Origin of the sequence: Streptomyces sp. NBC_00210, from assembly GCF_045160975.1 — a bacterium.
In the GTDB taxonomy this organism is placed as follows: domain Bacteria; phylum Actinomycetota; class Actinomycetes; order Streptomycetales; family Streptomycetaceae; genus Streptomyces.
Window position 1 is genome coordinate 5,957,021 of record NZ_CP108120.1, and the last position, 13,586, is coordinate 5,970,606.

Sequence of the window (13,586 nt, forward strand, 5' to 3'; positions counted from 1 at the left end):
GTCAGACGCGTGGAGAGGCTGATCGGTTCGGTCCCGGCGCCGACCAGGCGGCCAGCAGCAGGGATCTGGCCGCCGCCGATGAGTAGACCGCCGCCGCCAGCCAGGCCTCCGCGAACGCGTCCGGGTCGGCGGGCAGCAGCCGCCCGAGCGCGTCGTGGCGGCGGTCCGCGGCCGTCTCGGCCAGGGAGCGCGCGCACTCCGCGCCCATGGTCAGGCCAACCGCGCGCAGCCTGCGCGGGAGTTCTCCGTCGGCCGATGCGGCGGTGACGGCTCGGCCGCCGGCGACCGTACGGTCCACGGCGCGGCGCAGCAGGTCCAGCTCCACGGGGAGAGCGGGCGGCGCGGCGGGAAGCGGCCGGGCGCCGACGGCCGGGGCAGCGGCCTGTGCCGGTGTGGCGGTGCCCTGGGCCGGTGTGGTGGTGCCCTGGGCCGGTATGTGGGAACGGTTCAGCCGGCGCAGGCCCAGGTCCGCTCGGACCGTCTCGCCGTCGTGCCCGGTCCACGCGGCGGCGAGGGCATGGACGCCGCCCGGGCGGTCGGGAACGGCCCGGGCGATCAGCCGCAGGGCGAGCCCGGGGCGTGCGGCGAGCAGCCGCAGATTCTCCGCGTACGGCAGCTCGGGCCGCTCGTCCGGGGCGAGCAGTCGCAGGGCCGGGCCTTCGGTGACAACGAAGCCGCCGTCGCTGATCGTCCCGGTCAGAAAGAGCAGGTCGCCGCCTGCGGGGCGGGTGTCGGCGGGCTGGTCCAGCCGGTCGAGGGCGGCCGCGAGCTGAGCCGCGGGGGGCTGCTGCCAGAGCGCGTCGAGCGGCGGCTCGTGCCACTGGGCTCCGCTCGCCCGTACGGAACGGACGCGCGAGCCCCCGCCGATCCGGCCGTCCGGGGACACTGTCGGATTGGTGAGAATCACCCCGCCTCCGTCGCCCCACTCGCGCAGCGGCAGCGCACACCCGCCGGGCACCGGCGAACCCGCCGCCTGAGCCGCCCGCTCGGGCCCGCCGGGCGCTACGTCCGAGACAGTGCGGAGGGTGCCGTCGGGCGCTACGGCGTAAGTGGTCGCCCCCGCATAGCCGGAGGCCGTGACGACCGGCTCCGTGAACAGGCCGTACAGACGCAGGGGCTTGGCCGGTTCGTAGGCGCGGCGCGCGGGCGTGACGGCGTCGGTCGGCCGCCGTACGAGATCGAGCAGCCCAGCCAGCTCGGCGGACAGCTCCGACAGCCGGAACGCCGGGTCCTCGGAACGCGCCTCGCTCAGCCGCCGCGCGATCCGGACCGCGGCGGCGGACGGCAGATGCAGCCCGGCGAGGCGCGCGGAGTGGGCGGCATGGAGCAACTCGGCACGCTGTACGGCACCGCCACCGGTAACTCCGGTCACCAGCACCGCCGTTGCGGCGGATCGAAGGGCGCTCAGGGCGGTCGTCCGGGCGGGGGTGAGGCATGCGGCCGGGGGCGCCTCGGCGACGGCGGCCCGGGTGCCGGGCTCGTGGCGTGTGTCTGTGCCCGCGCCGGTGCCTGCGCCTGTGCCCTCGGACGCGGCGTGCACCGCCGGTGCTGTGTCCCGTGCGGGCGGCGCCTCTGCCGCGGCAGCCGCGTCCTGCCCGGGCGCCGCCTCCTGCCCGGGCAGCGCGTCCTGCGTGAGCGGCGCAGCTTCCGCGAGCGGTGTCAGGGACAGGACCGCCGCGCGGTGCAGGCATGCCGGAGCCAGCAGGCAGTCGCACGCCGCGTCGGCCGCATGCGCCACGATGCCGTCCGTGACCTTCAGCGTCACCGCCGTGTCGTCGTCCACCCTGACGCGTACGCCATCGGGCGTGGCCTCCACCGGCCACCCCGCCGCCTTCGCCAACGCACCGGACACACGCTTGCGCAGCCTCGCCGGGAGCAGGTCGAGCGCCCCGGCCGCCACCTCGGTGGCCACCGGAGGCAGCCCCGGGGAAGGGTTCGTCGTCACCGGTGCGTACCTCCTACGCGTTCGCCGACCCAGCGGGCCAGCTCCAGAGGGCTGAGCGCAGCGACCGGCATGCCCGCCGCCACCAACCGGCCCGCCACGCCCGCCGAGTAGCGCGGCAGGCCCTTGTCGTCCAGCGAGGCGCAGCCCAGGACATGGCAGCCGGCGTCGATCAGCGTCCGTACCTCCGAAAGGAGCGGGCCGATGGGGCCGCCCTCCTCGAAGTCGCTGACCAGGACGACCAGGGTGCGGGACGGCACGGTCACCAGCTCGCGGGCGTGCCGCAGTCCGCGGGCGATGCTTGTGCCGCCGCCGACACGGACCTCCAGCAACAGACTCAGCGGGTCGTCCACATGGTCGGTGAGGTCGAGCACCTCGGTGGAGAAGGCGACGAAGTGCGTGCTCAGGGCGGGGACTCCGGCCAGCACGGACGCGGTGAGCGCGGACCAGATCGTCGAGGCCTCCATCGAGCCCGAGACATCGACGACGAGCACCAGCCGCCAGTCCGTCGATCTGCGGGCCCGGGTACGGAACACGGGCCGTTCCGGGAGGACCGTCACCGCGCCGGTGACCGCATCCCGGCGGGCCGTCGCCAGATTCGCCCGCAGGGTACGGGGGAGGTCCAGCGGGCCGCCGGGGCGACGGGTGGGGCGCGGATGGGCGAGCCCGGTGAGCGCGGGGCGCAGCCGGTTGGCGAGGGCCTCGGTCAACTCCCGTACCAACCTCGACACCAGGGGCCTGAGGCGGGCGAGTTGCTGCTCCGGCAGACCGCCCGCGTAGGAGAGGACGGTGCGCAGCAGCTCCACGGAGGGGCGGGCGGCGGCGGGGTCCAGTTCCAGCGCGGCGTCGAGCCGCCCCGTGTCGGCGGCCGCGGCGAGCACCTCCTCGCGCACCCCGGGGCCGAAGAGCGCGGCGAGCTCGTCCGACCAGGCACGCACATCGGGGTACGGGGCCTCGCTCCCGCCTCCGGAACCGAAGCCGTCAGCTCCGTCCTCGCCCCGGGAGCCCTCGCCGCGGCCGCTTCCGTACAACTCGTCGAGCGCGGCGGCAATACGGGCCCCCGGCCCGGTCAACTCCCGTCCCCGCCCGAGAAGTAGCCGCCACCGCTCACCGGGAGTGAGCCCGTCGGCCCCGGTCCTCGCCGCGGACGTGGGCGTGGACGCCGGTACGCCCGTGCGGTTCGGCCGCTCAGGACCCGGGCCGTCCGCCGCACCGGGATCCCCGTGGAGCCCCCGTACTGCCAGCGCCTCGCGGCCCGCCAGGTCCGCCGACGCAAGGAGCGCCAGCGCCGCCGGGTCGGTCACCGGGCCCGAGAGCGTGCCCGCCGCTGTGCCCGTGCGGTCCTCCACCACCGACAGGAGGCGGGATCTGGCCGCCGGAGCCAGGGTGTCGAAGCCCGCCCGCAGCGCGGGGAGCCGGTCCAGGAAAGCCCGGTCCGGCAGCGACTCCACCCGTTCCAGCAGCGGGTCCAGCGCGCGGCCCGTCTCCAGCAGCGGGCCCGCCGCCAGCAGGGCGCCGCGCAGGAACTCGCTCAGTCCCGCGCGCAGTTCCGACGATGTCGCGCCGTCCGCCCGTGAGGCCAGACGGGCGCCGAACTCGCCCGGGTCCCGCTGCCCCAGCAGCACCCGCGCCGCGCCCGCCGCACCCCGCATCAGCGGCGTCGCCTCCGCCTCCAGCCGGGCCAGCGCGTCGGCGAGGCGCAGGCCCCCGCCCACCTCGGCGGCGCGCCCGGCGAGCGCGACCAGGGCGCGGGCGTCGTCCGGTTCGGTGGAGCCCGCGAGGCCGTCGAGCGCACGCACCCCTGCCGCGGCCAGCTCCTCGTACGCCGCGTCGACCGCGCCCCGCTCCCACGTGGGGTCGAGCCCCGGCACATGTCCGGACCTGATCCGGTCCAACAGGGCCATCCCGGCGAGCAGTTCGGGCAGGCTGCCGGTGGCCGGGAGCAGCTCGGCCGTCTCGGTCAGCCGCTGTGCGGCGAGGCCGGGCAGGGCGCACCGCGCGGCCTCCGCAAGACCGTCAAGTGCCTCCGCGGCAGTCGGCCCGCCCTGCCGCCGCTCGTCGGCGCGCCGCTGCCGCAGCATCCCGGCCGCGGACTGCTCCAGCGTGACCCCGTGCACGCCGGCCACATCGAGCATCGCGGCCGTCGACGGGGTCCAGGCCACGGCCCACCGCGTGGTGAGCGCGGCCGCGTCGCCGGCACCGGCGACGGCGGACTCCTCCCCGTACGGAACGCGGCAGACCGCGAGCCGCCGCAGAGTGATCTCGCGGCGCCGGTCGAGTTCGGAACGGAGCATGTCGAGGCGCAGATCGCGCTGCCCGGGCGCGTCAGGACCGGGGAGCTTCAACTGGCCGAGCAGCGTCTCCACCGCGGGCCCCAGCCCCGAACGCGGCGTACCCGGCGCCAGCCTGCCCTGCCGACCGCCGACCAGCACCTGCTCCATCGCGGCGGCCACGACCCGGCCCCGCCCCAGCAGACGTCCCTGGGTGAGCACGGTCTGTGCCGCCTCCGCCAGCTCGCCCCGCCCGGCGGCGGGAAGGCCGCGCAGCGACGCCAGGTCTCTGGCGACACGTACCACTTCACGGGCGTCGGCAGGCCCGCTGGGGTGACCGGCGTCCCGTACGGTCGCGCAGATCCGTACGGCGGTGGAGGTCAGCAGCTCGTCCAGCCGCGCCGGATCGCCCGCCGCGTGGAAGACACCGCGCTGCCACTCCGGGTCGCGGATCCCGGCGGGATAGCCGGACCGCTCGTCGAGCAGCGCGTACGAGTACGGCACCAAGGAAGTCACCACCTCGGCGCGGTCCGTCGGCGGCCGCTCGGGCAAGCCGCCGTCAGCCTTGAGCGCGGGCGTCTGCGCTGCCGTCAACGCGGGCGCGTGGAACGCCCCGATGACCGCCGCCGCCCGCCGCCCCGCGTGCTCCGCAAGACGCCGCCGCATGTTCGCCTCGCGCCGCAGGTCGTACGGGTCCACCGCGCCCGCGTCCCGACGCAGCGCCCAGCCGACCATCAGCGCGGCACGCCGCAGCGCCTCCGCGCCCGAACCGGGAGCGGTCGCCTCCACCAGCCGGTCCCACAGATCGTCACCGGGCCGCCCGCCTGCCCTGGCCCGCAGCGCGGCCGCGATCGAGCCCGCACCCGGACCGGGGTCCACCGGATCGGCGTCCGCCTGCGAGCGCGCAACCAGCGGCAGATCGAACGGCACCACCTCCACGCCCGCCTCCCGCGCCCAGCGGATCGCCGCCAGCTCCGGCGAGAACTCGGCGAAGGGCAGGAACACCAGCCCGGCCCCGCTGCCCGCCAGGGCGACCGGCGGCACCGTCGCCGGGTCGGCCAGGTGCTCCAGCCACGGCGCGAAATCCTCCGGCAACTCGATGAACAGCACCTGAGGCGCCGCTTCGTCCAGCAGCGCGGGAACGGCCGCCGCCAGCGCGGGGGAGTGGTGCCGCACCCCGATCAGATACGGGTCGCTGCACCCCGCGAGCGTAGCCAGCGCACCGGCCGGATCCGGCTCAGGCGAGCTCATCGCGCAGCTCCCACAGCGTGCGCCACAGCGGCGCCCCGCCCTCCGCCCGTCGCCGCACCGGCCCGTCCCAGTACCCCAACAGCCGTGCGTGGTCGGACGGATCGTCCTTGCGGACCGTGCCGAGCAGATGCCCGGGCAAGGTGCGTACGACATCACGCCCGTCGCTCAGATACGCCGCCCCGAGACCCATCGAGGTGGCCACATGCACCGCCTCCGCCGTCGACATGACCGTCGAAGGACGCTCCACCTCCCAGCCCTCGGCGCTGCGCCCGGTCCGCAGGTCCCGGAACGCCGTCACCAGCGCCTCCAGCACCGCCTCGTCCACCCCGAAGGCCGCGCCGGAACGCGCCAGCGCCGCCGTGGCCTGCCCGCGCACCAGCGCCGTCTCGGCGTCGAGGTCGCCGATCGGGCCGACCTCCTCGAAGTTGAACCGTCTCTTCAGCGCCGCGGACATCTCGGAGACGCCCTTGTCGCGGAGGTTGGCCGTGGCGATGAGGGTGAAGCCCGGCACGGCGTGCACGGTCCCGTCCGCTCCGTCGCCGCCGGCCAGTTCGGGCACGGACATCCGGCGCTCGGAGAGCAGCGAGACCAGCGCGTCCTGTACCTCGGGCAGACAGCGGGTGACCTCCTCGACCCGGGCGACCGCGCCGCGCGTCATCGCGGTGAGGACCGGCGAGGGCACCAGGGCCTCCCGGCTCGGGCCCTTGGCCAGCAGCATCGCGTAGTTCCAGCCGTACCGCAGCTGGTCCTCGGTGGTGCCCGCGGTGCCCTGCACGGTCAGCGTGCTGCTGCCGCACACCGCGGCGGCCAGCAGCTCGGACAGCATCGACTTGGCCGTGCCGGGCTCGCCGACGAGCAGCAGCCCGCGCTCGCCCGCCAGCGTCACCACGCACCGCTCGACCAGGGCGCGGTCACCCACGAACTTCCGTGAGACGACCAGCTGTTGACCGTCGGCCGACCGCAGCGCCTCGCCGTCCGAACCGCAGACGAAGATCACGGCGGCGCGCGGTGTCATCCGCCACCCGGGCGGCCTCGGCCCGTCGTCGTACGCGGTGAGGAAGGCCAGCTCCTCGCCGTACCGGTCCTCGGGCAGCTCCACCTGTCGTGCCCGCACCGCACTCATGGTGTTCTCGCTCATCGCGAACCTCCCCTGCCGCTACGGCCCTTGAACTCCTCGAACCCCGGCGCGTCGCCGTCCACGACCCGCTGCCACGCCGCCGCGAACAGCTGCGCCACCGGACGGTCGGGCACCACGAAGCCGTACAGATCCCACGGCACGAGCGCCGTCTTCCAGCTCTCCGCGGGCAGCCGCGGTGTCTTCTGCTCCAGCCAGCCGCCGGGCAGGAACAGCGAACGCCCTGCCCGCGCCCGCTTGGCCTCCACCACCAGGTCGGTGGCGGCCAGCTCGGTCCTGGCCTTCTTCAGCCGGGCGGGCTTCCAGCCGGTCCACTCCGCCTGGTTCCGGTCGGTCGGATCGGGCAGCGCGAGCAGCATCAGATACAGCGCGGCCGCATCCTCCGACAGCCCGTACCGCTCAGCGGCCTGCCCCACCAACTCCGGGGCGCTGTCCAGCGGATACTGCGGAGCCCCGGCCGGTCCGTCGGCCGTCACCAGTGCCGTGAACTCATCGCTCAGCACCGCACGCAACGACCTCAGCCCGGGCGTCTCACGCGCGATCCCCGCCAGCAGCTTGAGCGCGGGATGGTCGGGACCCCCGCCCTCGCCCAGCAGAGCCGCGGGCCGCACCCACACTGAGTCCCACTCCGCCCGGTATCGCATCGGCGCGAGCACCAGCGCGTCCGAGAGCTCGACCACCCCGTCCTTCGAACCCTCGCCCCGCAGAGGCTGCCCGAACGCCTCCCGCAGCCGCGCCGAGGTGGCATTCCCCTCGGCGTCCCAGTCGACACCGAGATCGAGCAGCAGCCCGGGATCGGCCAGCCGTTCGCGCACCATCCGCAGCGTGACCGGCAGGATCTCGCGCAGCGGATCGCCGTACGGCAGCCGGTATGCCAGCCAGCGCAGCACGGTGACGTACGAGCTCATCATGGAGCCGGTGAACATCTTCTGCAGCTCCGCCGGAACCATCGCGCCGCCGTCGGAGTGCTGTTCCGTTCGGCCGGTGAGCTGGCTCTGCGTCTGAGGGTTGAGTACCGAGTCGAGGATGGTGCCCGGTCCGATCTCCGCGACCACGCGGGTGATCAGCCAGGCGGGCGCGGTGCGCCGCTTGCCGCGCGCCGCCAGCCAGGCCCCGGTGAGCGGCTCCAGGTCGAAGCCCTTCGTCCACAGCTCGTCCACCCGCGCGGGCTCGACCGGCAGCAACAGGCCGGTGAACACCTGCCGTTCGGCAGGAGTCATCGCGCTCAGGACTGCCCGTCCCGTCTGCGCCTGAGCGCTCTTGGCACCCAGCGGCGCGAGATACTCGGCCGCCAGCAGGCCTTCCCTGCCGTAATCGGTGACTCCGGGCACGCCGAGAGACAGCAGCGCACCTGTCACCGCGCTGACCCCGACCCGCTCGGCGAACTCCAGTGCCTGCTCCGGCCGGTACGGCAGCGGCCCCCGCTCCCGCACGCCGTCCACGAGCCGGCGCATCGCGTCCGCCCGCACCGGGTCGTCGGCCGTCCCCAGCACCTCCGACTCGACGAGCGCGAAGCCGTCCCAGGCGCCGAAAGTCCCGGCCGGGTCGTACTCGATGCCGTTCCAGAACGCGTGCTCGTCCTCGACGCGCTGGCAGGCGACGATCAGCAGCCGCCGCGACCCCGAGTGCCTTACCGTGCCCAGCAGTTGATCGCCGTGCGAGGACCGCGCCGCCTTCAGCTGGACGAGCCGCAACCGCCCGCGCGGGTCGACGAGGACCGCGTCGCCGTCCGCCCGTACCTCCAGCGCCGCATCGAGGAATTCCAGCAGAGCCGCCCGGTCGGCGTCCTCGGTCGCCGGGGCTGCCGCGCGCACGGCGATCGCCGCCATACCGGCGCCGGGAAGGGTGAGCCAGCCGACGCTGGTGCCGGTCAGCGCCACCTTGGTGTCATCGGCGCCGGGCGCCAGCACCCCTCGCAGCAGCCGGAGTTGATCCACAGCCGTGGTCGTGCTGCGCTCCCAGCCGTGCGCCGCGTAGAAGTGCTTGGAGCCCATGAAACCGCCGAGCACATCGCGCAGCCTCCCGTCGTACGCATGCTGCACGGCCGGCTCCCGCGCCTCGTCCGCGGCCGGGTCCCGCTGCCCCTTCGTCGCACGCTCCGCGAGGACGCCGATGCGCTTGCCGTGCCGCGCCGCCTCCTCCACAAGACCGGCCACGCCCGCGAGCAGCCCCGGGTGCGTGATCTCCGGCAGTACCTGCCGTACGGCGGCGTCCGGCTTCGCGCCCTCTGCGACGGCCGCGAGCAGCGCCCCGGCCTCCGTCTCCGTCAGCTGCCGCAGCGCGGCGGAACCCCGCTCGTCGCGTGGCCGCAGCGCGTGCCAGTAGCCGATCGGCGGCACCAGCGGGGTCCCCGCGGCATGCGCCCTGCCGTGGTCGCCCTCCTGGAGCGTGGCCAGGCAGATGCCGTCCGTGTCGTACAGCTCGATCTTCGCGTCATAGCCGCGCTCCTCGCGCGGATGCAGGACGGCTCCGCCCGGCAGCCGCAGCGGCGGCAGCGGAATGCCGTGCGTGACATGCTCGAACCTGCTGCCCGCGGGGATTTCGACGGCCGGGCTGCGGCTGCCGTCCACCGAGCAGGCGGTGAGCGTCCGGGCCTGCGGGTCGTACCGCACCCACCAGCCGAGCAGCCCGTCCTTGCTGCCGAACGGCGAGGACTCCAGGCCCGGTTGCACGGGCAGCAGCCGGCAGGAGTGCTCCAGCAGTGTGCCCGCGCCCTCGGCCAGCGCCGAGTCGAAGAAGGCGGGCACCGAGATCCGGCCCCTGCGGGCCGACTCCGGGTCGTACTCCCACCACTTGCCCTCGTGCAGCACCCACACCGAGATGCCGTCCGATGCGACCGGCCGCCGCTCCGCCGCGAACGAGGTGTCGCCTGCGTGGATCGGCCGCCCGCCGAACGTGCGGCTGCCGTCGGGCAGTTGCAGCGAGGGGGTCTGGTACGAGATCCAGTGGTCGTTCAGCTCGCCCGCGGGCTTGAACACCTCGGCCGCCCTGCCCGACCAGCGGGCCCGACGGCTGTCGCCGTGGCCGTTGGCCACCAGCCACTGGCCGCCGATGTAACGGACCGTGGGCACGTCCCAGGAGTGCGACGAAGGCACCGGCAGGGAGAGCGTCTGCCGGTCGAGCACGGTGTCCGGCCCCACCGCGGCGGCCTGCATGCCGACCCGTACGACAAGAGCGGGCCAGGCGTCCGACAGGCGGTACCACTCGTCGACGCCCCGGCCGTACCGCTGGCCGGAGGCCATGGGGTCGACCTTGCCGAGCTCAGGGGCGGCCTCTTCCAGCGCGGGCCAGCCGAGCTCGTCGAGGATGCCCGCACTCAGGGTGCGCGCCAGCGCCCCGGCGGGGTCGACGGCGGTGATCCGCTCCACGGCCTCGGGAGCCGTCGCCAGCACGGACGGAGCGGAGAAGTGGGTCAGCCGGCCGAGCAGCCGGTCGAGACCCGGCAGTCCGAGCGGCTGCGACAGATCGTCGGCACGGTCGGTCAGCCAGCCCGCGAGCGCTGTGCGCAGCGCCGGGTGCTCCGCGATCCGCTGCAGCTGGGTGGAGGCCTCATGGGTGCCTGCCAGCCGCTCGATTCCGCCGCGCAGCAGTGGCGCGAACCGGGCGTCGCCGGCCAGCGCCGCAAGATCCCTGCGCCCCTCGCGCTCGTCGGACAGCCAGGGCGCCAGCTCCAGGTTCTCCATACCGTCCGACGGCGACTCGACCGGAACGCCGAGCGCCAGGGCGAGGTCGAGGAGATCGAGGTCAACGGTGGTGCGCCAGCCGCCGCCGCGCAGCAGCTTGAGCGGTGTGCCGTCCGCGATCAGCCGGTCCGCCAGCCGTTCCAGCAGCGTCAGGTCGGCCGGGAGCCGCTTCATGCCGCGCCAGCCGCGCTGGCGGTGCCGGGCCCACGACGACAGCCACTCGGCCGCCGGAACCTTCCCGTCGAGCAGCAGCCCGATCGCCCCGCACCGGTCCAGCAGCGCGAGCCATTCCTCGTCGAACTGCTCAGGGCTGTCGCCGCTCGTCACCGGCAGCAGCGCCAGCAGCCGCTCCCGTACGGCGATGTCCTCGGCGGCGACAGCGGCGAGCGCGGGCAGCGCCGACTTCCAGAAGCTCCCCGCCGCGCGGTTCATCGCGCCGGTGTGGATGATCTCCGCGATCAGCGCGCACTCCTCGGCCGCCGCGTCGAGACCCGCTGCCTTGGCGAGCCGCCGCAGATCCTCCACCATGCCCGCGTACGGGGTGAGTCCGGCCGCGCACCGCTCCGCGGACACGGCTCTGAACTCCGCGTACGCCGCCGGCGCCGACAGCCGTGCGGTCAGCCCCTTCGCGTACTCCCGCAGGGCCTTGCCGCTCAGCGCACCTGCCCCGGCGAACTCCAGGAAGACCTCCCGCAGCCGCTCCTCGTCGACCGCCAGCGCATGCCGCTGCTCGGCGGCCCGCGCCTTGCCGAAGAACACCGATGCGTGCTGCCGGGACTCGGCGGCCAGGAAGAGCCGCGCCGCCTGCTCGTAGAAGGTCGGCAGGAAGTGCGGCACGGAACGGTCCAGCCGCTCGCCGATCTCGTCGAAGCCCTCCTTGGCGAGTCCCGGCTTGGTCGTCACCAGCCGCGCCAGGCGCTCCATCTCCTTGACCACGGCGAGCGCATGATGGCCGTTGTCCGGGTCGTGGACCAGGGCCCAGGCGGGAAAGCCCAGCGACTGCCGCTTCACCCGGCCCACCGGTGCCGACCCGGCGCCGGCGAATCCCAGATACTCCAGGGCAAGGTCCTCGGCGGGTGCGATCGCCTCTGGCACCAGCCGCACCACCGTGCGGCTCTCCAGCGCCGGATGTCCGTACGCCCGCGCCGTCAGCTCGTCGCCCTGCCCCTTCTTCCGGCGTCTTCCCGCGCCGAGCGGCAGCACCGCCCCGGCCTCCAGCAGCCCGTCTTCCACCGATCCCCCTGTCGTCTTCCGTGCGGTGCTCACAGCCGCCCCTCCTCGTCGTCCGCGACCACCCGGCCCGCGTACACCAGCGCGGCCATCCGCTCACCCTCCGACCAGGCGACCGGCCCCACTTCGGCGAGCGGCAGCCGCCGGCCGTCCCGGTCCCGCCACTCCAGCGCCCCGGTCAGCGTCTCCCCGTCCGGATAGTCGTCCCCCACCCAGTACGCCGCCTCCAGCGACCGGCGGTCCTCCACCAGCGGGCACACCGCCTGGCCGCCGCGCACCCGGTAGCCCAGCTGGACCGCGCGCGCGGTCGCGTGCCGCAACTGCTCGAACTTTCCGTTGGCGTATGTCTGCCAGTCGTGGCCGCGCACGTCCTCCGGCCGCCGCCACACCTCGCGGAACAGCTGCTCCACGCCCTGCTCGACCCCCAGCTCCACGGCGAATTCCCGCAGATCGTCGAGGTCCTCGAGGAGCACCGGGTGCGGTATCAGCAGCGTCTCGCACTCCAGCCGCACCGAGTCGCCGTCCAGGTCGACGATGCCCGCGCCTTTCTCGGGGTCCGCGTCCCGCAGAAACCCGGCCCGCTCCATGTCGGCCGTCCCGTCGGCCCCGACCGGTGCCACCACCAGATCGCGCAGCGCCGTCTGCCACGCCGTGTCCGGCCACACCCGCGCCAGCAGCGCCACCGGCACCGGCAGCGAGCGCACCAGCCAGGTGTCCACCTGCTCCCGGCACTCCCGTTCGTGCCGTTCCAGCCACTCGGCGAGCTGCCGCAGCCGCACCACCTGGGCGTCGTCCCGCAGCTTCGGCGGCACCTGCTTCAAGGCGCGCCCCGCCGCATTTCTGCACAGCACCTTCGTGCCGTCCAGCGTTACGGCATATCCGCCGCTCTCCGTCTCGATCCAGCCCATGGCAAGACCGCCTCCCCGACGTTCCGGTTCCGATGTCGATCACAGTAGGTGACGGGTCTGACAACGCTGCCGGGCAGCCGGTGAGCCCGTGGAAAACACCCGTCACCCTCACGCAACGACCTCGCAACCTGCGCCCGTCAGGATCGGTGCATGACGGAGTCGGCACACCTTCGTGAGTCCCTGCCCCTCGACCCGCCCCTGCTCGAGAGAGCCCCCCTCGACGCCACCACTCTCGACGCCAGCCCTCTCGACAGCACCGCGCAGCTGCTCTCGCGCATCACCGACCAGCTGGGCACTCAACTCAGCCACGTCACACTGAACGGAACCCGCAGGCGCATGCCCCAGATATCAAGGCCCACCCTCGTCGCCGTCGCCCACGGCAGCCGCGACGCAGGCGCCCTGCACACGGTCACCCGGCTGCTGGACCGGGTCCGCGAACTGCGTCCCGGACTCGACGTCCGCCTCGGCCACATCGAACTGAACGAGCCGCTGCTGCCCGACACCCTCGCCGCCGTCGAGGCCGAGCAGCGTGCCGAGGGCGTCCGGGCGGTCCTGGTGCCCCTGCTGCTCGGCCGCGGCCACCACGTCAAGCACGATCTCCCACAGTCCGCCGCGGCCGTGGTCGGCGCGGACATCCGCATCGCCGCCCCGCTCGGCCCGCACCCCCTCCTCGTCGAGGCCCTCTCCTCCCGACTGGCCGAGGCCGGCTGGCGACCCGAGGACGGCGCAAGCCGCAGCGCCGGAGTCGTGCTGGCCGCCGCCGGATCCCGCGACCCCGACTCGGCGACCGACGCCCGCCGGATGGCGGACCTGCTCAGCGAGCGCCTGGGGGGCGTGCCCGTCGTACCCGCCTACGCCTCCGCCGTCTCGCCCACCGTGCCCGCGGCCGTACGCGCGCTCACCGCCCGCGGCCGCCATCGCATCGCCGTCGCTTCCTACTTCGCCTTCCCGGGCCAGTTCGCCGCCGCCAGTGCCGCCGCCGCGCCCTGGATCGCCGCCGCACCGCTGGGCGCCCACGCGGCCCTCGCCCGGCTGGTGCTCCAGCGTTACGACGACGCCCTGACCACGACGGCCCCGGCCTCGGCGTCGACCCCGGCCCCGGCCTCGGCGTCGTACGCCGGTCAGCGGCGCGAACTCGCCACCGCGTGAGCCACCTCATCGCCCGCC

The 13,586-nt window shown here is 74.7% G+C and carries 6 protein-coding genes; 1 reads left to right on the forward strand and 5 read right to left on the reverse strand.

The window, feature by feature from the left end:
* Position 1 precedes the first annotated feature (1 nt).
* From OG729_RS26890 to OG729_RS26910, 5 genes are read right to left on the reverse strand one after another with little or no spacing between them, the layout of a single operon-like run.
* Entirely contained in the window at positions 2 to 1,945 is a 1,944-nt protein-coding gene (locus OG729_RS26890) for a hypothetical protein (RefSeq protein ID WP_405808387.1), read from the reverse strand.
* Positions 1,942 to 5,463: a vWA domain-containing protein gene (locus tag OG729_RS26895; RefSeq protein WP_405808388.1), complete on the reverse strand. Its 3,522-nt coding sequence runs from the start codon at positions 5,461 to 5,463 to the stop codon at positions 1,942 to 1,944. The genes OG729_RS26890 and OG729_RS26895 overlap by 4 nt, the downstream gene beginning before the upstream one ends.
* On the reverse strand, positions 5,450 to 6,601 hold the full coding sequence (locus OG729_RS26900) for an AAA family ATPase (RefSeq protein ID WP_405808389.1): 1,152 nt from the start codon (positions 6,599 to 6,601) through the stop codon (positions 5,450 to 5,452). Before OG729_RS26900 ends, OG729_RS26895 begins: the two co-directional genes overlap by 14 nt.
* The gene (locus OG729_RS26905) at positions 6,598 to 11,547 is read right to left on the reverse strand and encodes a hypothetical protein (protein WP_405808390.1); all 4,950 of its coding nucleotides are present in this window, start codon (positions 11,545 to 11,547) and stop codon (positions 6,598 to 6,600) included. The genes OG729_RS26900 and OG729_RS26905 overlap by 4 nt, the downstream gene beginning before the upstream one ends.
* Positions 11,544 to 12,419 carry a DUF4132 domain-containing protein gene (locus OG729_RS26910; protein ID WP_405808391.1) on the reverse strand — a complete coding sequence of 292 codons (876 nt, stop codon included), beginning with the start codon at positions 12,417 to 12,419 and terminating at the stop codon, positions 11,544 to 11,546. The genes OG729_RS26905 and OG729_RS26910 overlap by 4 nt, the downstream gene beginning before the upstream one ends.
* A gap of 150 nt (positions 12,420 to 12,569) precedes the next feature.
* Between OG729_RS26910 and OG729_RS26915 the strand changes: the two genes are divergently transcribed.
* Positions 12,570 to 13,568, forward strand: coding sequence for a sirohydrochlorin chelatase (locus OG729_RS26915; protein ID WP_405808392.1), 999 nt, complete (start codon positions 12,570 to 12,572; stop codon positions 13,566 to 13,568).
* Positions 13,569 to 13,586: the final 18 nt, after the last annotated feature.